The organism is Methylocystis sp. S23 (assembly GCF_054106005.1).
On record NZ_CM134185.1, the window covers coordinates 218506 to 244459 of the forward strand.

At 62.1% G+C, this 25954-nt stretch carries 29 protein-coding genes, 1 tRNA gene and 1 pseudogene; 14 read left to right on the plus strand and 17 right to left on the minus strand.

What is annotated here, in order from left to right; translation table 11 throughout:
* Positions 1 to 76 precede the first annotated feature (76 nt).
* Positions 77 to 1927: an ABC-F family ATP-binding cassette domain-containing protein gene (locus ACV7JP_RS01040; RefSeq protein ID WP_457797433.1), complete on the minus strand. Its 1851-nt coding sequence runs from the start codon at positions 1925 to 1927 to the stop codon at positions 77 to 79.
* A gap of 148 nt (positions 1928 to 2075) precedes the next feature.
* Here ACV7JP_RS01040 and ACV7JP_RS01045 point away from each other — a divergent pair, with 148 nt between their 5' ends.
* Together ACV7JP_RS01045 and ACV7JP_RS01050 are read left to right on the plus strand one after the other, a co-directional pair.
* Positions 2076 to 2204, plus strand: coding sequence for a hypothetical protein (locus ACV7JP_RS01045; protein WP_457797434.1), 129 nt, complete (start codon positions 2076 to 2078; stop codon positions 2202 to 2204).
* A gap of 111 nt (positions 2205 to 2315) precedes the next feature.
* A tRNA-Glu gene (locus tag ACV7JP_RS01050) sits at positions 2316 to 2391 on the plus strand.
* A gap of 212 nt (positions 2392 to 2603) precedes the next feature.
* Here ACV7JP_RS01050 and ACV7JP_RS01055 read toward each other — a convergent pair.
* A complete protein-coding gene (locus ACV7JP_RS01055) occupies positions 2604 to 2909 on the minus strand; it encodes a hypothetical protein (RefSeq protein WP_457797435.1) in 306 nt (101 codons plus the stop codon).
* Positions 2910 to 3157: 248 nt separating this feature from the next.
* On the opposite strand from ACV7JP_RS01055, the pseudogene ACV7JP_RS01060 reads away from it, so the two are divergent.
* Positions 3158 to 3425, plus strand: a pseudogene (locus tag ACV7JP_RS01060) (con-10 family general stress protein).
* Positions 3426 to 3697: 272 nt separating this feature from the next.
* On the opposite strand, the gene ACV7JP_RS01065 reads toward ACV7JP_RS01060, so the two are convergent.
* From ACV7JP_RS01065 to ACV7JP_RS01085, 5 genes are all read right to left on the minus strand, one after another.
* Positions 3698 to 3910, minus strand: a complete 213-nt coding sequence (locus ACV7JP_RS01065) for a hypothetical protein (protein WP_457797436.1) — start codon at positions 3908 to 3910, stop codon at positions 3698 to 3700.
* Positions 3891 to 4529, minus strand: a complete 639-nt coding sequence (locus ACV7JP_RS01070) for a hypothetical protein (RefSeq protein ID WP_457797437.1) — start codon at positions 4527 to 4529, stop codon at positions 3891 to 3893. Before ACV7JP_RS01070 ends, ACV7JP_RS01065 begins: the two co-directional genes overlap by 20 nt.
* A 211-nt stretch (positions 4530 to 4740) precedes the next feature.
* Positions 4741 to 4899 carry a hypothetical protein gene (locus tag ACV7JP_RS01075; RefSeq protein WP_457797438.1) on the minus strand — a complete coding sequence of 53 codons (159 nt, stop codon included), beginning with the start codon at positions 4897 to 4899 and terminating at the stop codon, positions 4741 to 4743.
* 28 nt (positions 4900 to 4927) lie between these two features.
* The gene (locus ACV7JP_RS01080) at positions 4928 to 5254 is read right to left on the minus strand and encodes a hypothetical protein (RefSeq protein ID WP_457797439.1); all 327 of its coding nucleotides are present in this window, start codon (positions 5252 to 5254) and stop codon (positions 4928 to 4930) included.
* On the minus strand, positions 5251 to 5469 hold the full coding sequence (locus tag ACV7JP_RS01085; RefSeq protein ID WP_457797440.1) for a hypothetical protein: 219 nt from the start codon (positions 5467 to 5469) through the stop codon (positions 5251 to 5253). The genes ACV7JP_RS01080 and ACV7JP_RS01085 overlap by 4 nt, the downstream gene beginning before the upstream one ends.
* Positions 5470 to 5691: 222 nt before the next feature.
* Here ACV7JP_RS01085 and ACV7JP_RS01090 point away from each other — a divergent pair, with 222 nt between their 5' ends.
* Positions 5692 to 5943 carry a helix-turn-helix domain-containing protein gene (locus ACV7JP_RS01090; RefSeq protein WP_457797441.1) on the plus strand — a complete coding sequence of 84 codons (252 nt, stop codon included), beginning with the start codon at positions 5692 to 5694 and terminating at the stop codon, positions 5941 to 5943.
* 88 nt (positions 5944 to 6031) lie between these two features.
* The gene (locus ACV7JP_RS01095; RefSeq protein ID WP_457797442.1) at positions 6032 to 6724 is read left to right on the plus strand and encodes a hypothetical protein; all 693 of its coding nucleotides are present in this window, start codon (positions 6032 to 6034) and stop codon (positions 6722 to 6724) included.
* A 177-nt stretch (positions 6725 to 6901) separates the two neighbouring features.
* On the opposite strand, the gene ACV7JP_RS01100 is transcribed toward ACV7JP_RS01095, so the two are convergent.
* Genes ACV7JP_RS01100 through ACV7JP_RS01110 form a run of 3 tightly spaced genes read right to left on the minus strand, consistent with a single transcriptional unit; the run spans position 6902 to position 8802 of the window.
* Positions 6902 to 7201 (minus strand): hypothetical protein, encoded by a 300-nt coding sequence (locus tag ACV7JP_RS01100; RefSeq protein ID WP_457797443.1) that lies wholly within the window; start codon positions 7199 to 7201, stop codon positions 6902 to 6904.
* Positions 7192 to 8346, minus strand: a complete 1155-nt coding sequence (locus tag ACV7JP_RS01105; RefSeq protein WP_457797444.1) for a tyrosine-type recombinase/integrase — start codon at positions 8344 to 8346, stop codon at positions 7192 to 7194. The genes ACV7JP_RS01100 and ACV7JP_RS01105 overlap by 10 nt, the downstream gene beginning before the upstream one ends.
* A 24-nt stretch (positions 8347 to 8370) precedes the next feature.
* On the minus strand, positions 8371 to 8802 hold the full coding sequence (locus ACV7JP_RS01110; protein ID WP_457797445.1) for a hypothetical protein: 432 nt from the start codon (positions 8800 to 8802) through the stop codon (positions 8371 to 8373).
* Positions 8803 to 8838: 36 nt separating this feature from the next.
* Here ACV7JP_RS01110 and ACV7JP_RS01115 point away from each other — a divergent pair, with 36 nt between their 5' ends.
* The gene (locus ACV7JP_RS01115) at positions 8839 to 9915 is read left to right on the plus strand and encodes a PepSY-associated TM helix domain-containing protein (protein ID WP_457797446.1); all 1077 of its coding nucleotides are present in this window, start codon (positions 8839 to 8841) and stop codon (positions 9913 to 9915) included.
* Positions 9916 to 9962: 47 nt separating this feature from the next.
* On the opposite strand, the gene ACV7JP_RS01120 is transcribed toward ACV7JP_RS01115, so the two are convergent.
* Together ACV7JP_RS01120 and ACV7JP_RS01125 are read right to left on the minus strand one after the other, a co-directional pair.
* Complete coding sequence (locus tag ACV7JP_RS01120) at positions 9963 to 10532, minus strand: hypothetical protein (protein ID WP_457797447.1); 570 nt, start codon at positions 10530 to 10532, stop codon at positions 9963 to 9965.
* An 86-nt stretch (positions 10533 to 10618) separates the two neighbouring features.
* On the minus strand, positions 10619 to 11143 hold the full coding sequence (locus ACV7JP_RS01125; RefSeq protein WP_457797448.1) for a copper resistance CopC family protein: 525 nt from the start codon (positions 11141 to 11143) through the stop codon (positions 10619 to 10621).
* Positions 11144 to 11328: 185 nt separating this feature from the next.
* Between ACV7JP_RS01125 and ACV7JP_RS01130 the strand changes: the two genes are divergently transcribed.
* Both ACV7JP_RS01130 and ACV7JP_RS01135 read left to right on the plus strand, forming a co-directional pair.
* Complete coding sequence (locus ACV7JP_RS01130; RefSeq protein ID WP_457799008.1) at positions 11329 to 12459, plus strand: HupE/UreJ family protein; 1131 nt, start codon at positions 11329 to 11331, stop codon at positions 12457 to 12459.
* An 82-nt stretch (positions 12460 to 12541) separates the two neighbouring features.
* Positions 12542 to 12991: a universal stress protein gene (locus ACV7JP_RS01135; protein ID WP_457797449.1), complete on the plus strand. Its 450-nt coding sequence runs from the start codon at positions 12542 to 12544 to the stop codon at positions 12989 to 12991.
* Here ACV7JP_RS01135 and ACV7JP_RS01140 read toward each other — a convergent pair.
* From ACV7JP_RS01140 to ACV7JP_RS01160, 5 genes are read right to left on the minus strand one after another with little or no spacing between them, the layout of a single operon-like run.
* On the minus strand, positions 12988 to 13374 hold the full coding sequence (locus ACV7JP_RS01140) for a cytochrome C oxidase subunit IV family protein (protein ID WP_457797450.1): 387 nt from the start codon (positions 13372 to 13374) through the stop codon (positions 12988 to 12990). The genes ACV7JP_RS01135 and ACV7JP_RS01140 overlap by 4 nt on opposite strands.
* A 27-nt stretch (positions 13375 to 13401) precedes the next feature.
* A complete protein-coding gene (locus ACV7JP_RS01145) occupies positions 13402 to 14127 on the minus strand; it encodes a heme-copper oxidase subunit III family protein (protein WP_457797451.1) in 726 nt (241 codons plus the stop codon).
* A 15-nt stretch (positions 14128 to 14142) separates the two neighbouring features.
* Complete coding sequence (locus ACV7JP_RS01150; RefSeq protein ID WP_457797452.1) at positions 14143 to 14847, minus strand: cytochrome c oxidase subunit 3; 705 nt, start codon at positions 14845 to 14847, stop codon at positions 14143 to 14145.
* Entirely contained in the window at positions 14844 to 16607 is a 1764-nt protein-coding gene (locus ACV7JP_RS01155) for a cytochrome c oxidase subunit I (protein WP_457797453.1), read from the minus strand. The genes ACV7JP_RS01150 and ACV7JP_RS01155 overlap by 4 nt, the downstream gene beginning before the upstream one ends.
* 19 nt (positions 16608 to 16626) lie before the next feature.
* Positions 16627 to 17430 carry a cytochrome c oxidase subunit II gene (locus ACV7JP_RS01160; protein ID WP_457797454.1) on the minus strand — a complete coding sequence of 268 codons (804 nt, stop codon included), beginning with the start codon at positions 17428 to 17430 and terminating at the stop codon, positions 16627 to 16629.
* A 1181-nt stretch (positions 17431 to 18611) separates the two neighbouring features.
* On the opposite strand from ACV7JP_RS01160, the gene ACV7JP_RS01165 reads away from it, so the two are divergent.
* The 6 genes from ACV7JP_RS01165 to ACV7JP_RS01190 all read left to right on the plus strand — a co-directional run bounded on the left by ACV7JP_RS01165 (position 18612) and on the right by ACV7JP_RS01190 (position 25942).
* Positions 18612 to 18881: a hypothetical protein gene (locus tag ACV7JP_RS01165; protein WP_457797455.1), complete on the plus strand. Its 270-nt coding sequence runs from the start codon at positions 18612 to 18614 to the stop codon at positions 18879 to 18881.
* Between the two features lie 287 nt (positions 18882 to 19168).
* Positions 19169 to 20815, plus strand: coding sequence for a SulP family inorganic anion transporter (locus tag ACV7JP_RS01170; protein WP_457797456.1), 1647 nt, complete (start codon positions 19169 to 19171; stop codon positions 20813 to 20815).
* Positions 20816 to 20886: 71 nt separating this feature from the next.
* Positions 20887 to 22884: a hydrogenase 4 subunit B gene (gene hyfB, locus ACV7JP_RS01175; RefSeq protein WP_457797457.1), complete on the plus strand. Its 1998-nt coding sequence runs from the start codon at positions 20887 to 20889 to the stop codon at positions 22882 to 22884.
* Entirely contained in the window at positions 22881 to 23834 is a 954-nt protein-coding gene (locus ACV7JP_RS01180; RefSeq protein WP_457797458.1) for a respiratory chain complex I subunit 1 family protein, read from the plus strand. The genes hyfB and ACV7JP_RS01180 overlap by 4 nt, the downstream gene beginning before the upstream one ends.
* Positions 23835 to 24497 (plus strand): hydrogenase-4 component E, encoded by a 663-nt coding sequence (locus ACV7JP_RS01185; RefSeq protein ID WP_457797459.1) that lies wholly within the window; start codon positions 23835 to 23837, stop codon positions 24495 to 24497. It abuts the gene before it with no gap.
* Entirely contained in the window at positions 24494 to 25942 is a 1449-nt protein-coding gene (locus ACV7JP_RS01190; RefSeq protein WP_457797460.1) for a hydrogenase 4 subunit F, read from the plus strand. The genes ACV7JP_RS01185 and ACV7JP_RS01190 overlap by 4 nt, the downstream gene beginning before the upstream one ends.
* Positions 25943 to 25954: the final 12 nt, after the last annotated feature.

Consider the following 25954-nt stretch of genomic DNA (forward strand, 5'->3'; position numbering starts at 1 on the left):
TGTTCGAGTTACAATTTATTGCTTCAGTCGGGCGGGCGACTCCTTTTCCTCCTCGCCGAAGACGGTCGGATGAAGGCTACCCCTCCACCTCCGCCGCGAGTTCCAGCCACTGCTCCTCGGCGACGGCCAGCGCCTTCGCCAGCTCCTCCCGCTGCGCCGCCAACTTGGCGGCCTCCTGCGGATTGCGGGAGAAGGCGTCCGGGGCGGCGAGCGCCTCGTCCACCCGCGCGAGGAGCTGCGCGAATTTCTCGACCTTTGCTTCGGCTTCGGCGAGCTTGCGGCGGTAGAAGCCCGCATCCCTCCGCTTCGGCGCCGTCTCCGGCGCGAGCGAAGGCGGCGCCTCGCGCTTCGGCTCCTCCGTTTTCGTCCTCGACAGAACGAGCCTGGCGTATTCATCCATATCGCCGTCGAAGGGCTTCACCGCGCCCTGATCCACGAGCCATAGCCGGTCGGCGCAAGCCTCGAGCAGATAACGGTCATGCGAGACGAGCACGACGGCGCCCTCATATTCGTTGATGGACTCGATCAGCGCGGCGCGGCTGTCAATGTCGAGATGGTTCGTCGGCTCGTCGAGAATGAGAAGATGCGGCGCGTTGAAGGACGTCACGCCCATGAGCAGCCGCGCCTTCTCGCCGCCCGAGAGATGCGCGACCTTCGTATCCGCACGCGCGCCGGAAAATCCCGCCTGCGCCGCTCTTGCCCGCACGCGCGCTTCCGGGGCGTCGGGCATCAGCCGCGAGAAGACGAGATAGGGCGTGTCGTTCTCGTTGAGGTCGTCCACCTGATGCTGGGCGAAGAAGCCGGCTTCCAGCTTCGCCGCGCGCACCATTTTGCCGGCCATGGGCTCGAGCCGCCCGCCCAGGAGCTTCGCGAAGGTCGATTTGCCGTTGCCATTGGCGCCAAGCAAGCCGATGCGATCGTCATTGGAGATGGAAAGCGTCAGGCGCGACAGCACCACGCGCTCGCGATAGCCCACGCTCGCCTTGTCGAGCGAGATGATCGGCGGCGAGAGCGGCTTCTCGGGCGAAGGCAGATGGATCGGCAGAACGCCGTCCTCGACGATGGCCGCGACCGGCTCCATCTTCTCCAGCATTTTGAGGCGCGACTGCGCCTGGCGCGCCTTGGTCGCCTTGGCCCGGAAGCGGTCGACGAAAGCCTGCAAATGCTTGCGCCGCTCCTCCTGCTTTTTGGCGCCCTTGGCCGCGAGCAGCGCCGCCTCGCGCCGCTGCTTCTCGAAGGAAGTGTAGTCGCCTTTGTAGAGCGTCAGCTTGCCGCGTTCGAGATGCAGAATATGCGTGGCGACGTCGTCGAGGAGGTCGCGGTCATGGCTGATGACGATCACGCTCGCGGGGTAGCGGGCGAGATAATCCACGAGCCAGAGCGCGCCTTCGAGATCGAGATAGTTGGTCGGCTCGTCGAGCAGCAGCAGATCGGGCGCGGAGAACAGCACCGCCGCCAGCGCGACGCGCATGCGCCAGCCGCCGGAGAATTCCGACAGCGGCCGCTGCTGGGCCTCGGCGTCGAAGCCGAGGCCGTGCAGGATCGCCGCGGCGCGCGCCGGCGCGGAATGGGCGTCGATATCGGCGAGCCGCGTCTGAATCTCGGCGATGTCGTGAGCGTCCTGCGCCGTCTCGGCGCGCGCCAGCAGGTCGGCGCGCTCGGCGTCCGCCGCCAGCACGAAGTCGATGAGCTTCGTCGGCCCGCCCGGCGCCTCCTGCTCCACCCTTCCGAGCCGCGTGCGCGCGGGCAGTGCGATATTGCCCGATTCGGCGGCAATCTCCCCGGCGATGAGACGGAAGAGCGTCGTCTTGCCCGCGCCGTTGCGCCCGACGAAGCCCGCGCGCGAGCGGCCCGGCAGAAACACGCCCGCATGATCGAAGATGAGCCGGCCGCCGAGCCGGTAAGTGAGATCGTTGATGGTAAGCATGGCCGCAAGCCCTGTAACAGGCGCGCCGGCAGATTTCCATGGGGCGGACGACAACCGCGAGCGAGTGACGGCACGCTCTTTGCTTGCGTGCCTATTCAAGCGGCGAAAGGAAGGGAGCCCAAGGGGCATTGAACTGAGACGAAAGGCCTTGGTCATGCACCCGGACATAGAAGCCTATCTGTGGATCACCGTGAAAGCCTTCGGTTTCGCGCTGGTCGGCATCTACGCGACGCGCATCGCGCTGCACGCTTATGAAGCATTGAAGTGGGGCGTCTGAACATATGAGGCCGCGCCGGCGCTCGCAGGAAAGCACGCCCGGAGACTTGTCTTGCGCCCCGCGCCCCTCTATACAGCCCTCGCCTGCGCCGCGATCGGCGACGCAAGCCCCGCGCCCATCGTCTAGAGGCCTAGGACGTCGCCCTTTCACGGCGAAAACAGGGGTTCGAATCCCCTTGGGCGCGCCACCTTTAAAATCAATGACTTGCGCACAAATCGGCAAGCCTCAAAATCGGCTTTTGTCCAAGATTTGTCCAATATGCGGGTGTGGGGAATGACGCAGCAATGCGCAGTCAAGCGCCCCGGCCACTCCCAACTTCACCTCGTCTCGCTCGCCCAAAACGGCGAGCCTAAAGAGAACGCTTCCGGAACGTGATAATTCTGATGCTCCGGCGGGGACTTATTGCACGGCATGCACGAATGTCGAACAAACACGCAACTTATAGGAATTGCTTTTTGATGGCGGACGTTTGGGCGTCACTGACGTTATCGAGCCTCCGCAACTCTTGAGCAGCTCCTCGCGCAGCCGATCGCGAGCTGCGATTTGCAATTGCTGGATTTCCTCGTACTGGGCAAGCAACCTTCTGGCGCGCAAGGCGTCGCGGCCGCCATTTCCAATTTTTAAGACCAGCAAGCGTTGGGCTTTTATAGCCTTTTCACCGGTTGCGATATGCCGCTCGGCTTGCGCGAGATACACGTCAATCATTGAGCGTTCCATCTCCGCCACCATCTTTCGAACTGCAGGACTGATATCGGGCCTATCGCTCGCGTGTCCACAGGCCCTAGCAGGAGCGCCGGGCCCTGCCAGTGCGCCGAAGCTGCGCGGCAAGGTCCATGCGCGAGCGCTGTCCGCGATGCTTGGCGCCGCGGCGCCACCCGCCAACAGCCACGCTTGCTCGAATCATAACCATACGTTTTAGCTTGGCTATTTTGGTATGATCGGGGCAGCGGATCATGGATGAGCCCAAGAAGAGCAAGCGGGGATTCGCGAGCATGGATCCCGCGCGGCAGCGCGAGATCGCGCGCAAGGGCGGCAAGAGCGTGCCGGCCGAGAAGCGCAGCTTTCGCAGGACGCTCAATTGGCGTCAAAGGCCGGCCGAAAGGGCGGGCAATCGGTGAACCCCACGAACCGCTCGTTTTCCCGAGACCATGCGCTCGCGGCTGAAGCTGGCAAAAAGGTGGTGGCGCCTCGCATAAGAGCCGACAAACGGGCAAAAGCTAGCTAGCAGTTCTCGTTCAGCAATTTCGACCTGCCAAGCTTGCAGCTACAGCGTCAGTGCACTCATAGTGCAAACCGTTGGCAAACGTCGCTTCTCTGCCGACTGAAACGGCCTGGGCGCTCTGGCTCGCGCTCAAGCCGTAAATTCCTCGGGCAGAACCGCGACATCCACCGCGCGCATGCCGAGGCTACGGAGGTTGGCGAGGTCCATGGCGGGGCCTGTGTAGCGGGTGGGCATGCTGCGGAATTATCAAGTGACCGCAGGCGGCCGAACTTTAGCTAGCTTTCTTCACGCCTTTAAGCGCGGTCGTGGTTCGGAAAATTCCCGGCATCATGAAATCGGCGCGCTCCCGGATCAAGCCGCTTGCCTCGCTAATTTCCTGCGAGGTAGCGTTACCAGTCGCAACGCGCTGAAGACGCTCGGAAATCTTGCGGTCGATCGTCTCGATATCGGACGTCGGCCATGCGTCATTCTTTTTCTGCTTCATGATTCTCGACCTCGGCCAGCCTACAGTGAAAGTCGGTTGTTTTACTCGCGAAGGCAAGAGCATTTGCCAGAATTCTTAAAGGTTCGACTGGATCCATGGCCGCCTCGTCGGGTTGACGTAAACGGAATCTTTGCGGCACGTCACTGGTGGCCACAAGAATGCCAACGATTGGCTCGTCGACCAATCTGATGGGTATTGACGCTATCGACCGGTAGTGGCGGCGGTCCGTCTCGTGGCGGCCGGCATCAGGAGAATCAAAAAGCGCCCTAGCTTCTCGCTCTGAGGTGTCCCCAGCGACGATCTCACGCCGCATTTGAAACGCGGCACCGACATGGCCCTGGCCGGGCTTCCAAGAGCGAACAACGTCGAGCATGGCGCCAAAGCGGTTTTTCTGACTAACGCCATCGCCCGGCCCGTGAACAATCACGCTTTCAACGATGTCCCGAAGAGCGCCCGCGGTCGCGTAAAGACGAGTAAACCATTTGAAGTCATTCCTGAGGGACTCGATCTCCTTCTCCCGTTCTTCAAGACTGCCAAGAAGCTCATTCGCGCGATTAAGCGCATCAGCAGCATTTTCGTCGACGGCCTCCAATAAAACCGCGCCGATGAAGACAAGCACTGCCGCAACGCCCTGGGTCGCATAAAACGCCCAACGCAGTTCATGTGGATAAAGGTTGGAGAATTGGTTGGCGAGCGCCGATATCCGCCCAGGCTGTCTGCAGACACTGCGACCATCTCCGCTTGAGCCCGAGGCGGCGCCCCGTCCGCGAAACGCTTGTGAGCGTCCCGCATGATGGCGGCGTGGTCGTAGCGGGCGGGCAACGGCTGTCTCACCATCGGCGAAGGTCCTCGGGCAAGACACGCTCGGCGAGCGCCATGATGGCGTTCGCCGCACGGTAGAGCATCCGGGCGGCCTTGATGCGCCAGGTTCGCGCGATGAGCGCCGGCAGGCTGAGGTCGGCGAGATCAATCGGGGTCCTGTAGCTCATCTCTTCCTCCTTCATTCGGCCGCGACCATCACGGGCGGGAATCTCGACGGGAAGCGCCAACCGCCCTTGCGATCGACCGGCCGCGTCTTGCCCTTCGTGGCGCGGTATAAGGCCGCCCAAGGTAACGAAAAGGCTTCCGCTCGCCCGCGCCGAGAATGACCCATCCGTCATCGCCGGCGGTCATTTCGCGCATCGCTGCGGAAAACTCCGCCCAGGCTCGGCGCGCGCGTTCTTTAGGCGACGTCTCGCCAGGCAGGATAAGCCGATGCGTCGCAAGCGCGGCGGCTGGGGCGGTGATCAGGGTGCGCAGGAAACCGCGGCGCGCCGGCTCTTCTGTCAGAAAGATTGGCTTCATGGCCTATCCTCCTTCTCGGCGCGCAGCATTTCGAGAAGATCGCCGGGGGCCATCGCGGCGCCGTGATCTGCGGACGGTCTCGACTGCGCGGGCGCGTCCAGCCAGTCCTGGAGATCGGCGACAAGGCCGATTATGGAATCGGCGCTTTCACGATCCGGCGGGAGCAAGGCGGCGATGCGCATTGCGATGTGGCGGCGTTCGATCGGGTCAATCACGGCGGCCTCCGTTGCGGACGGCGGCGACAACGCGCGGCGTCTCTACGGCGAGGCCGACGAGCGCGAGGAAGAGACAGGGGGAAGCGACAAGGAAGGCGGCGAGCATTGGGCAAGCCTCCGGCGTTCGCGGAAATGGCTGTTTCCGCGTTGTTTGATGTTGGCAGAAGGCCTAACGTTGGATAAAATAACTGAGGATTAGCGGAAGACAAGTGAAAATATCTAATGTCAGAAAAAAAGATGCTTCTTCCGTCTCAAAGCCGTGCGGCTCGGGCCTTGCTCAACTGGTCGCGCGGTGACCTTGCCGAGCGTTCCGGCGTATCACTCGCGGCTCTCGCTGATTTCGAGGCAGAGAAGCGCCAGCCATATGATCGGACCCTGGCAGATATCCGCGCCGCCCTTGAGGCGGCCGGCGTCGAGTTCATCCCCGAGAACGGCGGCGGGCCGGGAGTGAGGCTGCAGAAGGCGACAACATAAAGGCGTTGATAATCCTTAACGCCCTACCGACCCGTGGCCGTTTCAATTCGGTCTCCGCATCCCATCTAGGTCGAACGGAGACGATGAAATGAAAGAGAATTCCGCTCTGAACCTCAGTCTCAGTCGCGAGACTGCAGCCTTTCTCCTCGACCTCTTAAATCGGGCTGAAACGCCGCCGGGTGACGAGAAAAAGGACGCCATCCGCGATGTGATTAGGGCGGCCCTACATACGCCGCAACAACCCCCTCTTGAAGCGGCTAAGGAGGAGGCGCGCACTAACCTGGCGCAAGCGATTGAAAATCTCGCGCAGGCGCAAAGTGCGCTTGCGGAGTCGCTCGCACATGGCAGCGAAAGCGGCCAGCGCACGGCCTCGGCGGCGATCAGCGCCGAAGAAACCAGGCTACAAGGTTCGCAAGCGGCGTATGACGCCGCCGCGGGAAAGGCGCTGGAGGCAAAGGCTGAAAGCGCCGAGAGAAATCGCCGGGCCGCCTATGCGAAGTCTGAAAGAGCTTACGACGAAGCGCTTGCGGCGCTGCGGCGCTATGAGCCCATGGCCCAGGAAATGTTAAAGCTTTTCCAGGTCCTTTCCTTTCACACCGATCTCGCGCTGGCGGATACCGAAGCAGCCGACGAGGCGAGAATCAGCCCTCATGCGGCAAATGCGGCCGACCATCTCGAGAAAGTTCTCCAAGAGCAGAAATTGGGTCATTTGGAAGCGGTGACGAAACACGTCCTTGCGGCCTTGCACGAGCTGGAGCGGGCCGCGCATGTTCGGAGCTAATGTGACCAATCGAGAGCGGCTGGTCCTCGGCGAGACACTGAAGGCCCCCGCTGCGTTCTATGCGTCCATAAGCGCCTAAGCCCTCCCCGCACCGCCTCGCGACATAGCGACCATGAATTTTTTCAGCGCGTCGATCGCGAGGTCGGCGCCGTGCCGGTCTACCTAATGCGCTTTATGTCAGACTATCGTGATGAAGCTCGAGGGGCTGAACGGGCTCGGGACGCTGTTCTGCATGAAGTATCCGCGCGCCTCATAGGCGAGGCTGACCACGACGGCGCCAGACTCCCTAACCCATTGCGAGATGACGGTCGGGAACGGAACCCAATCGGTCAGCGGCGCATGCGTGATTGGATCGACGAGCCGCGACAGCTCGGCGTGAACGGCCTCGGGCTTGGCGCGGATGTCGAGAATCATGATCATCTCGCCGAGTGCGTCGAGATCGATATTTAGGACCCATGCAGCAATCTTCAGTCGCATGCGGATGTCGTCGGGATTTTCGCAAGCGAGATAGCCGCGCAACAAGTCCGCCGCGTGTCCCTGCGCGTGTCGGCATGGCCGAGGTTCTGAGCAATGACATTCAGCGGCGCGCCGGCCATCGCCAGGAGCGAGGCATAGATATGGCGCAGGATATGGAACCCGGCCGCCGGCTTGATCCTCGCACCCGAACAAGCCTCTTTCATCGGCCGTAACTGGTGCGACGGCCCCCAGGCGCTGCCGCCCTCCCTTTCCAACATGAGCTCTCCCGCCTCGCGTCCTGCAGATAGCTGGCGAAAGAACGCCTGCCCCTCCTCCGTGAGAACGACATGGCGCGCCTTGCCGCTCTTGCTCTTGGCGACAAATAGCGTCCCGGCGTTGTGACTAAAGTCGGCAACGCGCATGCGGGCGAGTTCGCCATAGCGCGCACCGGTGAACAGCGCAGCATTCACAAGCTGGCGAAAGTCGCCTTGCGCAGCGTTCACAAGACGCCGGGATTCGTCGACCGTAAAGTAGCGGACGCGGGCCGCATCGACTTCCCGGAAGGGCTTCACCGCGCGCCAGGCCGTGTCGGAGGCCGCCTTGCCGTCGCGGAACGCCTGATTGAGAGCCGCGCGCAGCGTCGTGAGCGTCCGATTCGCGCTGGCCTGCCTCCGGCGCTTCTCCTCCTCCGTCTGCGGCGCCGGTAGGGCTCTGGCCTTCTTTCCAGCCTTGCCGCGAACGTGGCGCGGGCGCTTCGCTATGTCGTTTCGCCATTTCGTGATGGCGTCGCGGTCGAGGTCGCGAACGAAGCGGTTGCCAAGCGCCGGCCGGATCAGATTGTCGGCGCGGTTTCTGGCGTCGCCCAGGCTCTTTGAATGTTCCGCCTCAAGCCGCGCGAGATATTCGTCCAGTGCGAGGTTGACAGTGAAGGGCGCGGACGGCGCTGCGCCGCGCATTTGCTGCGAGAGTTCGCGCGCCTTAGCCTGCGCCTGGTTGAAATTCAGGATCGTCTTGCCGTCGGCGTCCTGGACATCGTCGGCCGCGCCGATGGTCTCGACGATATATTTCTCGCCGCCGATGTAGCGCCGCGCCACCCATTTCAGGGGTTCGAATCCCCTTGGGAGCGCCAAAGAAATCAACAAGTTACAAACAAGAAACCCGCCCAACAGGGCTGTGTGCCCAACTATCGTTCAATAAGCGTCGACGCCCCCGCTCGCTGAGCGAGAGGCGACGGGCGAGGCAAGCGTCGGTCCATCGATTAGCGCGCCTTCAAATTTCGATTGGCCAAACGCCGCTCCGCCCGGAATCTTTACCCGGCTGTTTCTTGACGGCAAGTATGATAAAACGTATTTTCTATCATACTCATCCGAAGCGTCGATTTTCTCGCGCCTAACCGCAAGGCGACCGCCACGTGGAGCGAGCAGACTTGGCTCTTGATCGGCCCTACCTGGATCGCGATCATTGTCGGCGGCGTCGTTCTCGCGATCGTCGAAGAACGAAAGCGCAAAAAGAAATAGAGCCGTCCCGGGATGAACGACAGCGTTACTGAAACCGATGCGGCGTCTATCCCCCGCATTGAGCGGGCGCGCGGCGGCGGGCGCGCGCTGTTTCTGCGCATCCATCGCGCCATCGGTCTATCCGTGGGAGCGGTCTTCGTCTTGATCGGTCTCAGCGGGGCGATCCTGGCCTACCGTGAGACCATCGACGAACAACTGAACGCGTCCATCATGCGCGTGGAAAGGCCGCAGCGAGACGCCGCCTATCGTCCCATCGACGAGATTGTCGCCGCGGCGGCCGCCGCTATGCCGCCGGACGGCAAGATGGAAAGACTGACCATGCCGCGCCAGGCAGGATCAGCGGCGGCGATAACCTATATCGTCGAGACGGATGATCTCGACACCTATGTCTACGAAATATTCGTCGACCCCTATCGGGCGAAAGTCAAAGGACAACGGCTTTTTCTGCATGGCGACGATCCGCTGTCGCAGCCCCTCGTCCCAATTCTCATGACCTTCCACTGGACATTGCTGCTCGGCGTCAACAATGCTTATGTCGTCGGCGCCCTCGGCATTGTGCTTTTCTTCTCCGTCCTCCTGGGATTGTATCTCTGGTGGCCGCCCAACGGCAATTGGCGATTGGGCTTGAAGGTCAAATGGGGCGCAAGCTCCGAGAGGGTCGTTTATGATTTGCACAAGAGCCTGGGCGTCTATTGCGCCGTCTTTCTGTTGATCACGCTGTTCACCGGCGTCGCCATGATCTTCAAGCCGGCGACGCGCTCCGTCGCCAATCTATTTTCCCCGGTTCGGGCGGAGCCGGATTTCGGGAAATCGACGCCGGGCTCCGGGCGCTCCCCCATCGGCGCCGGCGAGGCGGCGGCGATCGCGAATACGATATTCCCCGACGGCAGGCTTCACTGGATTCTCTTTCCGAATACGCCAAAGGCTGTTTACGTCGTCGGCAAGCAATCGGACGGCGAGCCGAATCAAACCAAGACCTATCGGAACGTCGGCGTCGACCAATATACCGGCCAGGTTTTATCTGTACAGGACCGGAGCCGTTTTTCGGGCGGTGAAACGTTTCTCGAATGGCTGTTCCCGATTCATAGCGGCGAGGCCTTTGGAGGTTTGGGCCGTCCGATCGCCCTTCTGATCGGCCTGTCGCCTCTCATCCTCTATGCGACAGGCGTTACGCGGTGGCTGCAAAAACGCCGAACGCGAAGGCGATCGGCGTTCTGAGTGGCCGGTCTTTTCCACCTCCCATGGGGCGTTCGTCGAACCGCCGCTTATTGTCCGACGAGGACCGGTATCTCGATCGTGTCTTCCTTGTTCCTGGCTTCGCCGAAAGCAACCTTGAGAACATATTTTCCTTTGTGGGGGACCATTGCGTCCAAAGTTGCAAATCCGCTCGGATAGGGTTTCGACGGCAGCGAATTTATCTGCTTGAGAGCGCCCTCCGATTCCTCTTGATAGAATGCGAGCGCGACGGATTCGCCCCTTGCTTCCTTTTCCATGAGCGTGATCGAGAAAATGACCTTGCCGGTTCCCGGAACCCGGTCGCAATATTCGTCATATCTGCTCATATCGTCCGTCGCCCCTCCCGCGCTTTCAGCGGAGTCCGCCAGAAAGTATGTGGTAAGGTGGACCGAGTAGAAATCGCTCACGCCCAGGCATTCCGATATCGTGCGGTCGCCCGCCTTGACGGCGGGTTTCAGCGTATGGGCTTTCCAAAAATCGCTGACATATTGATTGAAGGCCGGTCCCCACCATCCATAAGTGAAAACGACGCCGTTGACGCCCACGAGTAGAACGATACCCGTGAACAAAATCACGTTCAGCCGACCAGTCGGGCTCATCGCTTGGGCTTCCCTTTCCTCTCGACAGCGCTTTCGACGCTTTTCTTAACGGAGCAAGGCGAGAAGCCTTGCTCTCTCCCGGCTATTCACGGCCGCACCTCGAACTCCCAGGCGCCGCTCACCAGATGGCCGTCCGCGGACAATGCCCGGTAGCGCACGGTGTATTTGCCCGCTGCCAACGGGTTGACGCTTACCGAGACATGGGCCGGATCGGCGCTGTCGATCGCCGCGTCGCGCTTATCCACCCGTTCGCCGGACGCGCTGACGACCGCCAGGGCGGCGAAGGCGTCACGAATGCCCGCATCGTACCAGACGTCGACTTTGCCTATATTCGCTTCGGCGACTCCGCTTTGCGGCGGAGACGTGCGCACGACGATCGCATGCGCCAGAATTATCGGCCTCTGAGCCCGCCTGTGCGGCGGCGATGGGCTCCGGAGCTCGATCGCGCGTGCGGCGCCCGGCTGCGTTCGCTCAGCTTCCCCGGGCGCAAGGCTGTTCCAATATGCCGTTGCGCGCTCGGCGGCTGTTGCGACCGACAGAAGGGCCGCGACGAAACACGCGATTTGCTTGCGGACGAAATTGTTCCGGTCCCTGTATTCCACTTTCGTCATGAAGTCCGACCTTCGACAAGAAGTCCGCAGTTTGCTTCCGGCGCTTTCCGCCCCGCCTGCTCACCAATTTATCAGCGTCCCGCCAAGATGTGGACTTAACCTTGTCATTCCGCTTGAGATATGCACTATCTGACCATAATGCATACCGAGCGTCTTTCCAGCGCGTCAAGGGAGTCCTAGCGATGATGGTGCGGTCCGCGCCAATCGCGCTCGCGGCGCTTTGGGCGATCTTCCTGCTCGCGACGGCGGCGAGCGCCCATACGGCCAATATTTCCAGCAGCCGCATCGTGCCGGAAGGGAACGGCCATTATCGCGTCGATGTCGGTTTCCTGGGCGCCGACATCGAGCGGATGTTCGCCGAGAACAAGAAGGACCTGAAAGACGTCGATCTCACCGAGCCGGGCGTCATCGAGGCCATGATCGGCGAATTCATCCAGAAGCGCGTCGCACTGCAAAACGAGCAAGGGCAAACCTGTCCGAGCGCCGTCGTCTCCGTTGGCGAAGACCCGACCAACCCTTATGATTCCAAGGCCGTTCTAAGGATGGATTGCGCCGCCGTGGCGGGGCCGATTTTCTATAATCCTTTCGAGCTTCTGAAGGCGCAGGGACCTCGCGCGAAACATCTCGTCAGCATTGGCGAGAAGGGCGACGAATCGGAGCTGACCGAAGCGCAACGAATGGGCAGCGAGCCGGCGCCGGGTCAGGTGATGATCTACCCCGGCGACGCGCTCATCGATCTCTCGAAGCCGTTGCTCTCTCCCTGGCGGCTCGCGCCCAAATTCTTTGCGGCCGGCGTCGAGCACATCATGACGGGGTACGACCATCTGTGCTTTTTGCTCGCGGTCGTTCTGTGGGCGTCGCGCGCCTGGCCGGTCGTCAAGATCGTGACCGCCTTCACCGTCTCGCATTCGATCACCTTGTCGCTGGCGGCCCTTCAACTGGTCGAGATTCCCAGTTCCTGGACAGAGGCGGCGATCGCGCTCTCCATTATTTATGTCGCCATCGAAAACTTCTTTACGCGCAAGGTCGACGGGCGCTGGCGCGACACATTCTTCTTCGGCTTCGTCCATGGCTTCGGCTTCGCCAGCGGCCTCATCGAAATGGGCGTGCCGCAACGCGCGATCGTGCCGGCGCTGGCGAGCTTCAATCTCGGCGTCGAGGTTGGCCAGATCGGCGTCGTGATGGCGGTCATTCCGCTGCTTGTGCTGATCGACAGGAAGTTTTTCAACGGACAAAGAAACCCGCGTCTGGTGCAGATTTGCTCCGGGATCATCGCCTGTTTGGGCGCCTACTGGCTGTTCGCGCCGCCCGCATAGAGCGCGCTGAGAAAGTAAGACGCATCCCGAGAACCGAAAAAGACGCCTTGAGCGGCAAGTCAGCCCTATATGTGAATGGCAAATGCTCGGCCGCTTGGGAACCAAGGCTATGCTCACGAGACTCCTCGTCCCCATCGATCTTGCAGAGCCCCAGATGACAACGCTTGGCGTTGGCTATGCCGAGGCCCTGGCCAAGGCTTTCGACGCCGACCTCAAACTGCTCAATGTGCAATCGCTGACCCCCATTAAGTTCCTCGATTATCTACCTCGGGATTTCGATGAAACCATTCGGCGCGGCCTCGAAAGCGAGCTCGCATCGGTCGCCGCCGAAATTGAGCGCCCCGCGGCGCGCGTCAGCACGGCGCTGCTGTTTGGTCCCATTTATCAAACGATCCTCGAGGAGGCCGAACGCTGGAAGAGCGACCTCATCGTCTTATGCTCGCATCGGCCCGGCAGGGATCGATTTTTGATTGGCTCAAACGCCAGCGCGGTCACCAAGCATGCGACCTGTCCGGTTCTCGTCGTGCGCTAACGCGTCTCGATATGCGGCGGCGGCTCCGAAGCGAAGAAGGCCATGCGAGTGAACTTGGTGTAGTCGCCTTCGAGCGCCATCGTCGCGACAAAGACAAGGACGGCAAGCGGCGGGACGAGAATGGCGGCGACGAGCGCCAGCCGCTCCCACGCCATATGCATGAAGACGGCGACGATCAACCCCGCCTTCAGCAGCATGAACAGGACGATCAGCCCCCACCTCAGATAGCCCTGGAAATCGAAATAATCGACGAGATAGGAGCATGCGCTCAAAACGAACAGCAAGACCCACACCAGGAGATAAAGCGCGATCGGATGCTGCTGGCCGTGGACTTCGGGCGGCGCGGCGATTGTGACCGGCGTCTTGGTTTCGGCGGCTTCCATCTCTTGCTCCTCACGAAGGGCTCGACCTTACCACAGGTAGAAGAATGCGAAGATGAAGACCCAGACCAAGTCCACGAAGTGCCAATACAGCCCCATGATCTCCACGATCTCGTACCGGCCCTTCCGGCTCGTGAAGAAGCCGGGCTTGCCTCGGTCGTAATCGCCGCGCCAGACGGCGCGCGCGATAATGAGAAGAAAGATCACGCCCATTGACACGTGGAAGCCGTGAAAGCCCGTGATCATGAAGAAAGAGGCGCCGAATTGCGCGGCGCCGAACGGATTGCCCCAGGGGCGCACCCCTTCCTGAATGAGCTTCGTCCACTCGAACGCCTGCATGCCGACGAATGTCGCGCCGAAAAAAGCCGTCGCCAGCATCATCAGCGCCGCCTTTCGGCGGTCCCGCGCATAGGCGCAATTGACCGCGATCGCCATCGTGCCGGAGCTGGTGATCAAGACGAACGTCATGATCGCGATCAGTATGAGCGGAATTTTCCGGCCGCCAATGTCGAGCGCGAAGATTTCGCTCGGATTCGGCCATGGGACGGTCGTCGACATGCGCACCGTCATGTAGGAGATGAGAAAGCAACTGAAGATGAAAGTGTCGCTGACGAGGAAGATCCACATCATCGCCTTGCCCCAGGAAGCGCTCTTGAAGGAACGCTGATCCGAGGACCAGTCCGCGACGACGCCGCTCAGGCCGGTACGCCGTTTCGGTTCGACCTTGGTCACGCGTCCAACCGAGTCGAGGGCCATGCGGCGATCCTTTCCTCATGCAAGGAGACGGCGGCAAATGGCGCCGAAACCATCGCCCCACCCTATAAGCAGCGCAAAGAGAAGCAACCAGACTGCGAGAAGAAAATGCCAATATGCGGCGCAGAGTTCCACCGTCGTCGCCAGCGATTTGCCCGGCGCTTTCGATAAAGCGTGAAACATCGTCCTGAAGAGCGCGGCAAGTCCGCCGATCAAATGAATCGCATGGGCGCCGGTAAGCAGGAAGAAAAATGCGTTCGCCGGATTCCGCGACGCGTAGAAGCCGTCGGCGATCATTTCTCGCCACGCCCATAGCTGCCCGAACAGGAAAATTACGCTCGCGGCGGCGCCGGCCCAAAGAGCGTTCTTCATCCGCTCGCTGGAACCGTCCTTCGCCGAGGCGCTCGCGACATGCAGCGCGCCGCTCGCTGCGACGAGCGCGGCCGTATTGAACCAAAGGATTCGCGGCAACGGAGGAGATTGCCAATCATATGCGCCCATCCGCATCAAGAAAGCGGCGGTGAGCAGCGAGAAGAGACACAGCGCCACGGCGAGAAAGACGACAAGACCGGCTTTCGCCGCATTGGGGGGACGCCCGCTTTTCCCGCGATAGGCGGCGATCTCGCCCTCCCGCAGCCACGGCGCCTCCAATACGCCTTCCCGCCAGAGATAAGCGAGCGCGACGGAAAAGACGAAGATGAAGAAGAGGCCCATGACGCTCATGTCGCATGCTCTCCGGCGAGCGGCGGCGCGTTTTGCGGAACGAAATCGTCCGGCGCGCCGGGAATGCTGTAACCGTAAGGCCAGCGATAGACGATCGGGAGCTCGTCCCCCCAATTGCCGTGGCCCGGCGGCGTCTCGGGAGTCTGCCACTCCAGCGAGGCGGCGCGCCAGGGATTGCCGCCGGCCGGCGCGCCTCGCTTCAGGCTTATAAAGACATTGTAGAAGAAAATGAGCTGCGAAAAGCCGACGACCAGCGCCGTCACCGACATGAAGATATTCAGCCCCACGGCCGAATGCGGGACGAAGGCGATATCGCCCAATTCGTAAAAGCGGCGCGGCACGCCGACGAGCCCGAGATAGTGCATGGGGAAGAAGACGGCGTAGGCGCCGAGAAAGGTGATCCAGAAATGGATCCTGCCGAGGCGCTCGTCCATCATGCGGCCGGTGATCTTCGGGAACCAATGATAGATGGCGCCGAAGATGACGAGGACGGGTGCGACCCCCATGACCATATGGAAATGCGCCACGACGAAAAGCGTCGCCGAGAGCGGCACGTCGACGATGACGTTGCCGAGATAGAGCCCCGTAATGCCGCCATTGACGAAAGTGACGAGAAAGCCCAGCGCGAACAGCATCGCCGACGTGAAATGAATGTCCGACCGCCAGAGCGTCACCACCCAATTATAGACCTTCAAGGCCGTCGGCACGGCGATGGCGAGCGTCGTGACGGCGAAGAAGAAGCCGAAGAGCGGATTCATGCCGCTCACGTACATATGATGGCCCCAGACGACCATGCTCAGCACGCCGATCGCGAGGATCGCCCAGACCATCATGCGATAGCCGAAGATGTTCTTGCGCGCGTGGACGCTGATGAGATCGGACACCATGCCGAAAGCCGGCAGGGCGACGATATAGACTTCGGGGTGGCCAAAGAACCAGAAGAGGTGCTGGAAGAGAATAGGGCTGCCGCCGCTATAGTCGCGCCGCTCCCCCATCTCGACGATCGCGGGAACGAAGAAGCTTGTGCCCAAGGTGCGGTCGAGCAGCAGCATCACGCAGGCGACGAACAGACCGGGAAAGGCGAGAAGCGCCATGACCGCCGCCGTGAAAATTCCCCAGACGGTCAGCGGCATGCGCATGAGCGTCATGCCGCGCGTGCGCGCCTGCAGCACGGTGACGACATAGTTGAGGCCGCCCATCGTGAAGCCCACGATGAACAGGATAAGCGATGAGAGCATCAATATGATGCCCCATTCATGGCCCGGCGTTCCGGTGAGGATCGCCTGAGGCGGATAGAGCGTCCAGCCGGCGCCGGTCGGGCCGCCGGGGACGAAATAGCTCGCGACGAGAACGAGCGTCGCCAGCAGATAGACCCAGTAGCTCAGCATATTGACGAAAGGAAAGACCATGTCCCTCGCGCCGATCATGAGCGGAATGAGATAATTGCCGAAGCCGCCGAGAAAGATCGCCGTGAGCATATAGACGACCATGATCATGCCATGCATGGTCACGGCCTGATAATAGACATTGGCGTCGATGAAAGGGATGGCGCCCGGAAAGGCGAGCTGCAGCCTGATCAGCCAGGAAAGAACGAGCGCCAGGACGCCGACCGCGATGGCGGTGCAGGCGTATTGAATCGCGATGACCTTGGCGTCTTGCGAAAAAACATATTTCGTCACCCACGACGTCGGGTGATACAGCTCCACGTCCTCGACTTCCTGGGACGGAACGCCATCCTCCTCGATCGAGGCGTCGGTCATCAGCACTCCCTCCCGCAAGTCAAAAGGCCCCGGCCTTGCGCATTTGCGCGAATGTCTGCTGCGCCGCCAGCCAGTTTCGATAGTCGCTGTCCGAATCGATGATCAGCACGCCGCGCATTTGGGGATGGCCGACGCCGCAATAGGCGACGCAGAGGATCTCGAACTGGCCGGTTTTGGTCGGCGTGAACCAGAAATAGGTTTCCATGCCTGGGACGAGGTCCATCTTGGCGCGAATTTGCGGCACGTAGAAGTCGTGCAGAACGTCGACGGAGCGCAGCAGCACCTTGACGGGCCTGCCCTCCGGCAGATGCAGCTCGCCATTGGTGACGATCAGATCGTCGCGCCCTCTCGGATCGGCCGGACTGACGCCCAACGCGTTGTTCGCGTCGATGAACCGAACGTCGGTCGCGCCAAACTGCTTGTCGGCGCCCGGAAGGCGGAAGCTCCAGCTCCACTGGGCGCCGACGGCCTCCACCTCCATCGCGCCCGCCGGCGGCGTGATGAAACTCGTCCAGACGGAAAGGCCGGGCGCGAGCAGGAGGATCACGGCGGCGGTCGTTATCCCGCCGAGCAAAAGCTCGAGCCTTCGATTCTCCGGCTCATAAGTCGAGCGCCGGCCAGATTGATGTCGGAACCTGTACAGGCAGTAGGACATGAACAGGACGACAGCGACGAAGCCAAAGCTCGTTACGAGGAAGGTCAGCGCCAGCGTGTCGTCAATGAAGCCCCAATTTGAAGCGATCGGTGTCGGCCGCCAAGGGCTTAGAAAATGAAACGCCAGCGAGGCCACGACGACAAGGGCCATAAAAAAAGCGACCATCATCCGCCATCACCTCTCTTCTAGACCTCCTCAATTAGGACGAACGGGCGCTCGGGCAACTAGCCAGCCTGGCTCGCGCATGTCTTTTAGCTTTCCCTCGCCAATTCCGTCGACGAAGCGAGAGCCGAACCGTAAACGGAGCGCGCGGCGGCGTGCGGGCTCAATGCATATACAAAGAGCGATCCGACAGACACGAGCGCGGCGGTTACAATGACGCCGACGAGAAAGTTTTTCATCCCCGCCGTGCGCGCGACCTCCGCGCCGGACAAGACAAACAACGCGATCAACCCAATGAAGGCGCTTAGAAGCGCCGCAAGATAGAGACTCTCCACCGCAACCATGGCTCCAACTCCTTAAGCGGCCGGGCGGGCCAATCCGCCATTATTGAAGTAACCAATATTGCGCCTTAAGGTTCGTGCTATAGCTTGGAAGCTTCGCCTCGATTTATTTGGCGTCAAACTGCCGGGTTCAGATCGAGGTCGAAATTTCCCTGCTTTCATGATGCGGCTTCGCCCCTCACCCCAGCCCTCTCCCCGCAGGCGGCGAGAGGGGGCGGCGCCAGTTCTCCCGCGGCGGCCTCCCCCTCTCCCACGCGCGGGGAGAGGGTCGGGGTGAGGGCGAGGCGGCGGCGAGGAAGCGGATCGTCGAGCCGCCTGCGAGGCTTGGACGCCGGCGCTCATAGCGTAAGCCGAACAGCGCATTGCCCACAGGCTTGACTGCCTGATCCTCTTCTTTCCCGGCGCAGCAGACCCGCTTAGGCGGCCGCAAGCCAAAGCGCGACGATAAACACGCCGACGAGAACGGAGAGCATGAGGGCGTAAGAGATTTCGCTTCGGATGAACATGCGTGGAGCATGCCATACCCGGGAGACGCGCTCAATCGGACCAGTCCAAGCAATGCGGGTTGGCGGAGCGCGTAAGGCGAGCGCGGCGCCTCGGAGAGCAGGCGGAGGCAAGTTCCATCCAATGCGCCTCGTGGCGGTCCGACCGGGCGCTCCGGTTAGCCGCGCGCGCGTCGCCTTGGACGAGGAGCTGATCGCGCCGCCTCCGATCCGGCGGCGCTCAGGATCGCTCGGTATTTTGCGCTCAGGAAGGCGGCCGAGGACTGATCCAAGGCTTTCGCCCGCTCCACATTATTTCCTGCGGGAGCCGCGAAGGCTCGTGGGGAAACAAAGGGGCGTCGCGATGGCTCAAGGCATTCAGTTCACGGGAAGCTATGACGCCGCGCCGTTGTCGAGTCTGATCCCGGGGGATTGGTATCTCGGTTTCGCGTGCGCGCATTGCCGTCGGCATTTCGCGATTTTGAACGAGCCGACAAATACGGGCGCGCTCCAAATATCCGGAACGGCGCTGTTTCGCGCCGTCTGTCCAGAATGCGGGAACAGCGCCGAATATCTCGCCGCCGATTTGGTGCAGTTTCAGGCGGCGCAAGGCGGTCCGATGTCGACCGCTTGAGCGAAGCTCGGCCGGCGCGGGGATCGACAGCCTACGCCGCCTCTTCGCCGCCGCTCGAATCCGGAGCCGCGCCGAACAGCATTGGCGTCGCCCTTGCCTTGCGGCCGCCAAACCGGGCGAAACTAAGGCGCGTGCGGAAATGCAACAGAAATATAGCTCCGGCTCCTGAGATTTTACGGAAACAGCCTCTTCCTATTTTGAACCTCGTTAATCCTCGCCGATCGCCATTCGAAAGCGGCCAGAAATTTCGACCCGCCGACGGCGGAGAAATGGAGCCCCCGAAAATCATGACGAGTGCGACAATCATAGCCGCTTCCCCGAAAGAGGGCTTTGCAGGTCTCGCGGAGAACTGGAAAGCGGACATCATTTCCGGCTTTCTCGTCTTTCTGATCGCGCTGCCCTTATGTCTTGGCATCGCCATGGCTTCCGGCTTTCCGCCGCAGGCCGGCATCGTCACCGCGATCGTCGGCGGCCTGCTCGTTTCCCGCATCAACGGCTCATATGTCACGATCGCCGGCCCCGCCGCCGGCCTGATCGTCGTTATCCTCGACTCCGTGCAGGCGCTCGGCGAAGGCGACGCCAAGGCCGGCTATCATTACACGCTCGCCGCCATTGTCTGCGCCAGCGTCATCCAGATTCTCATGGGCCTGATGAAGGCCGGCAAGATGAGCGCCTTCTTTCCATCCTCGGCCGTGCATGGCATGCTGGCGGCGATCGGCGTCATCATCATGGCCAAGCAGGTTCATGTGATGCTCGGCGTGAAGCCGGAGGCGCAGTCTCTCTTCGAGACGATCGCCGCCATTCCCTCGAGCCTGCGCGACATGAATCCGGAAGTGGCGACCATCGGCGTCGCCGGCCTGCTCATTCTCGTCGCCTGGCAACTGGTCAAAAATCCTTATCTCAAGATGGTCCCGGCGCCGCTCGTCGTCGTCCTGGCCGGCATGGCGCTCGGCCAATATTTCGATCTCGACGACGAGCATATTTATCTTTTCCTGCCGGATAATCAGTTCCTGCCGCATCACGAGTTCACGATCGGCCCGAAATTCCTCGTCACCATCCCCCAGAATTTCTTCTCGGGCTTCGCCTTTCCGGATTTTTCGCTGATCGGCCACGCCTTGTTCTGGCAGCAGGTCGTCGCGATCTGTCTCGTCGGCAGCCTGGAGAGCCTGTTGTCGGCGGCGGCCGTCGACAAGCTCGATCCCTATAAGCGCTCCTCCGATCTCAATCGCGACGTGGCGGCCGTCGGCGTGGGCAATGTGATCTGCGGCATGATCGGCGGCCTGCCGATGATCGCGGAGATCGTCCGCAGTTCGGCCAATGTGAACAATGGCGCGCGCACGGGCTGGGCCAATTTCTTCCATGGCCTGTTTCTGCTCGTTTTCGTGGCGCTGTTTCCGCGCCTCGTGCACGAAATCCCGCTTGCGGCGCTCGCGGCGCTGCTCGTCTTCACCGGCTTTCGTCTCGCCTCGCCCAGCCAGTTCAAGAAAACGCTGGAGATCGGATGGGATCAGCTCGGCGTCTTCGTCATTACGATCATCGGCGTATTGGCCACTGATCTCCTCATCGGCGTCGCGATCGGCATCTTCGCGGAATTCGTCTTCCACTTCTGGCGCGCGGTGAATTGGCGCGCGGTTTTCAAGATCGAGCGCGACGTCGCCGAAACGGAGCCCGGCGTCTTCCATGTCCGGGTGAGCGGCGCCGCGTTCTTCGGCAATTATCTCGCCCTGAAGAACGACCTCGCCAAGGCGCCGCCGGGCCAGACGGTGTTCATCGATCTCTCGAACGCCGCGCTGGTCGATCACACGGTGATGGAGAATCTCCATCACTTCTGTGAAGACTACGAGAACAAAGGCGGCCACGCCGAAATCCTCGGTCTCGACGCCCATGTCGCCAGCTCGAACCACCCCCTTGCGCCCAGAAAGCGCGCCTGCTGAGCCCGCGCGCCCGCCCGTCTGAAACGCCGGCGCGCCGGCCTCCCGCGCCGCGCCAAAGGCAAGGAACCTAAATGCCCCTTTACCTCGCTTTGGCCTGCGTCGGCGCGCTGCTCGGCGTGAGCGTCTTCGCGGTCTGCAACCCCAGGCGGCCCCGCATCGCCGAGCTGGTCTACCGCGCTTGCCTCGTAATTTGCGCGACGCTGCTCGTCGCCGCGATCGCGCCGCGCGGCGCGAATATTCTCGAGGCGCGCCTGCCGCTCGGTCTGCCATGGATCGGCATGCGGCTGCGTCTCGACGTGCTGAGCGCCTTCTTCGTCGCGGTGGTGAATCTCGGCGGCGCCGCCGCGAGCGCCTATGCCGTCGGCTACGGCGCGCATGAAAAGAACCCGATGCGCGTCGCGCCCTTTTATGCGGCCTTTCTCGCGGGGATGAACCTCGTCGTGCTCGCGGACGACGCCTTTACCTTTCTCATAGCCTGGGAATTCATGTCGCTCGCCTCCTGGGCGCTGGTTCTCGCGCATCACCACGAGCATGCAAACCGCCAGGCCGGCTACATCTATCTCCTGATGGCGAGCTTCGGCACGCTCGCCTTGCTGCTGGCGTTCGGCGTTCTGGGCGGCGTCGGCGGCGCCTATGATTTCGCCTCGATCCGGGAGGCCCCGAAAGACGCATGGAAGGCGGGGCTCGTGCTGGCGCTCGTTCTCGTCGGAACGGGCTCGAAGGCCGGACTCGCGCCGCTGCATATCTGGCTGCCGCTCGCGCATCCGGCGGCGCCCAGTCATGTCTCGGCGCTGATGAGCGGCGTCATGACGAAGGCGGCCGTCTACGGCTTCATCCGCGTCGCTTTCGATCTTCTGGGCGCGCCGGCTTTCTGGTGGAGCGTCGAGCCGATGACCTTCGGCGCGCTCAGCGCGCTCGTCGGCGTTCTGTTCGCGACGGTGCAGACCGATCTGAAGAAGCTGCTCGCCTACAGCACCATCGAGAATATCGGCGTCATCTTCATCGCGCTCGGCCTGTCGCTGGCCTTCAAGGCGAACGGCCTCCCCGTGCCCGCGGCGCTCGCCTTCAGCGCGGCGCTGTTCCATGTCTTCAATCATTCGCTGTTCAAGAGCCTGCTGTTCTTCGGCGCGGGCGCGGTCGTCGCCGCGACCGGCGAGCGCAATATCGAGCGGCTCGGCGGATTGATCCACGCCATGCCGAAGACCGCCTTCCTCTTTCTGGGCGGCTGCTTTGCAATCGCCGCGCTGCCGCCGCTCAACGGCTTTGCCTCGGAATGGCTCGTCTTTCAGGCGATTCTGCTCAGCCCGTCCATGCCGCAATGGGTGTTGAAGCTGCTTGTGCCGGCGGTGGGCGTCGCGCTGGCCTTGAGCGCGGCGCTCGGCGCCGGCTGCTACATCCGCGCCTTTGGCGTCGTCTTTCTCGGCCGCCCGCGCTCGGCGCAGGCGCGGGAGGCGCGCGACGTCGATCGCTGGTCGCTGGGCGCCATGTCGTTTCTGCTGGGCCTGTCGCTCCTGGCCGGCGTGCTCCCCGGCGTTTTCATCGACACGATCTCGCCGGCCGCGAGCCAGTTCGTCGACGGCCGAATGCCGGCGCAAAACCAGATTCCCTGGCTTTCAATGGCGCCGGTCGCGGAAAGCCGCAGCTCCTATAACGGCCTTCTCGTCTTCTTGTTCATTCTCGCCTCGGCCTGGAGCGCGCGCTGGCTTATTCACAAATACGGATCGAAAGCCACGCGGCGCGCGCCCGCATGGGATTGCGGATATATCGAGCCGAGCGCGGCCGCGCAGTATACGGGTTCGAGCTTCGCGCAGCCCGTCCGGCGGACGCTCGGCGTCATCGCTTTCGGCGTGCGCGAAAGTCTCGACATGCCGCTGCCGGGAGAGACGCGCCCCGCGCGGTTCAGCGTCCAGATTCACGACCGCATCTTCCACTATCTCTATCTTCCGATCACCCGGTTCGTCTCGCGCGCCGCAAACCGGATGAACGTGCTTAATTTCCTGTCGATCCAGGAATATCTCACTCTGGTCTTCGGCGCGCTCGTGCTGCTGCTCGTGGGGGTGGCGAAATGACGGCCATCCTCGGCTTGCTCGCGCAATTCTTTCAGATGGCGCTCGTGCTGGCGCTCGCGCCGCTGCTTATCGGCTTCCTGCGGAAGATCAAGGCGCGCCTGCTGCGCCGGCAGGGGCCGCCGATCCTCCAACCATGGCGGGATCTCTTGCGTCTTCTTCGCAAGGAGACCGTTCTCGCGGAGAACGCGTCGCCATTCTATCGCGCGGCGCCTTACTTCATCTTCGCGGCGACATGGGTCGCCGCCTCGCTCACCCCCACTTTCGCATTGGGCCTGCCATTCAGTTGGTCGGCCGATCTGATCGCCATCATCGCGCTGCTCGGCAGCGCGCGTTTCCTGCTCGCGCTCGCCGGCATGGATGTCGGCACGAGCTTCGGCGGAATCGGGTCAAGCCGCGAGGCGATGTTCGGCTCGCTCGCCGAGCCCGCGACGATCATGATCGTCTTCACCGTCTCGCTGGTCGCCGGCTCGACGCAGCTCTCCGCGATCGCCGCGCATATGCTCGCCAATGTCGAATTGCGCGTCTCGATCGGCATGGCGCTCGTCGGCCTTCTGATCGTCGCCATCGCCGAGAATGGCCGGATTCCGGTCGACAACCCGGCGACGCATCTCGAGCTGACGATGGTGCATGAGGCGATGATTCTCGAATATTCCGGACGTCATCTCGCCCTCATCGAGCTCGCCGCGGCGCTCAAGCTGCTGCTCTATGTCTCGCTGGTCGGCTGCATTTTCTTCCCCTGGGGCATTGCGCCCCATGGCGCGGGACTCGAGGCGATGGCGACAGGCGGCGCGACTTACGCGCTGAAGCTCGCCGTCGCCGGCTTTCTTCTCGCCTTCTTCGAGACGTCGACGGCGAAGATGCGCGTTTTTCGCGTCCCCGACTTTCTTGGCGTGGGCCTGATGCTCGGGCTGCTCGGAACGCTGCTCGTCTTCGTCACCTGGAGCCTCTAGATGGAGCATCTCTCGCTCGACATCGCGCAACTTCTCGCGGGCGCGCTCGTGCTCGTGAGCTTCATGCTGCTCTATCAGGACCGTCTCTCCGGTCTCATCAACATCTTCGCGATGCATGCGCTCATCCTCACCTTGTCCGTGGCCTGGCAGGCGCATGTTCAGCGGGCGCCGCATCTCTACGTCACCGCCGGGATCGCGCTCATCTTCAAGGCGCTGGTCATTCCGATCAGCCTGCGCGCGATCATCAAGCGCCTGCGCATCCATCGCACGGTCGAAATGATCGGCGGCGTCGGAGTCACCATGCTCGTCGGAATATTCCTCACGGCGCTTTCGCTCGTCGTGATGCTGCCGGCGACGCCGGGCGCCGATCCGCTGGCGCGCGAGGACATCGCCTTCGCGCTCGCCATCGTGCTGCTCGGCCTTCTCATAATGGTCACCCGGCGCAACGCCGTCAGTCAGATCATCGGCTTCATGTCGCTGGAGAACGGCCTGATGCTCGCCGCGGCCGGCGCCAACGGCATGCCGCTCGTCGTAGAAATAAGCGTCGCCTTCTCGGTGCTGATCGCTTTCATCGTCATCGGAATCTTCCTGTTCCGCATTCGTGAGCGCTTCGACACGGTCGACCTCTATCAGCTCCATCGCGTTCGCAGAGAGGGCAAATGACGAATAATCTTCTCCTGATCTCCAACGCGCTTGTCTCCGTGCCCGCGGCGGCCGCCGGCGCGCTGGCTTTTCAGCCGGACTATCAACGGGCGTCCCAGATCAACATCGCCGCGTCCGGCGTCACCTTCTTCTTCGCCCTCATTCTGCTGTTCACCGAGCCGGAAGCCGGCGCCTATCTCTTTGTCGACGATCTCAACATCGTCTTCGTCGTCCTCTCGACCTTCATCGGCCTCACGACGAGCGTCTACAGCGCGAGCTACATCCGTCACGAGATCGATTGCGGCAAGCTGACGGCGGCCAATCTGCGTTTTTATCACGCGATGTATCAGGCGCTGATGTGCGCGATGAATCTGGCGCTGCTCGCGGCGAATATCGGCCTCATGTGGGTGGCCGTCGAAGTGGCGACGCTCTCGACCGTGCTGATGGTCGGCGTCTACCGAACGCCCCACGCGCTCGAAGCCGCGTGGAAATACTTCATTCTCGGAAGCGTCGGCATCGCGCTCGCGCTGTTTGGCACAATTCTCGTCTATCTGGCGGCGGAGCCCGTGATCGGCCAAGGATATGACGCGATGGTGTGGACGTCGCTGCAGCAATCCGCCGCTCAATTCAGTCCGCGCCTGCTCAACCTCGCCTTCGTCTTTCTAATGTTGGGCTATGGCACGAAGGTCGGTCTCGCGCCGATGCATGCATGGCTCCCCGACGCCCACGCCGAGGGGCCGACGCCGATTTCCGCGGTGCTGTCGGGCCTGCTTTTGAATGTCGCGCTATATGCCGTGCTTCGCTTCAAGATGCTGCTCGCCGCCAATGCGGCGGCGATGACGCCGGGTCCCTTGCTGATCGCGCTCGGCCTCGCCTCGCTGATCTTCGCCTCCGTCATGCTCTACCGGCGCGACGACGTCAAAAGGCTTTTCGCCTATTCCTCCATCGAGCATATGGGCATTATCGCTTTCGCTTTCGGCATTGGCGGTCCGCTCGCCAATTTCGCGGGGCTCATGCACATGACGATGCACAGCCTCGCCAAATCGGCGATCTTCTTCGCGGTCGGCCACATCGCGCAGGCGAAAGGCACGCAAAAAATCGCCGATATCAGGGGGCTGACCGAAAGCCATCCGGCGCTCGGCTGGGGATTTGTCATCGGCGTCATGGCGATTGTCGGCATGCCGCCGATGGGCATATTCCTGAGCGAGTTTCTTGTCGTCAGCTCGGCCTTCGCGCAGCAGCCGCTGCTCGCCATTCCGCTTGTCGTCGGCCTGCTTGTCGCTTTCGGCGCGATCCTTTTAAGATTGATCGGCATGGCCTTCGGCGAGCCGACGGAAAGCCGGGGGAAGGTCGAGGCGTCGGCGGCGCCGCTCTACGCGCATCTGGCCCTCGTGCTGCTTGCGGGTCTTTATCTCCCCTCGCATCTCGTCTCCTGGTTCCAGAATGTGGCGCGGCTTCTGGGTTGAGCGCCGAAGGAC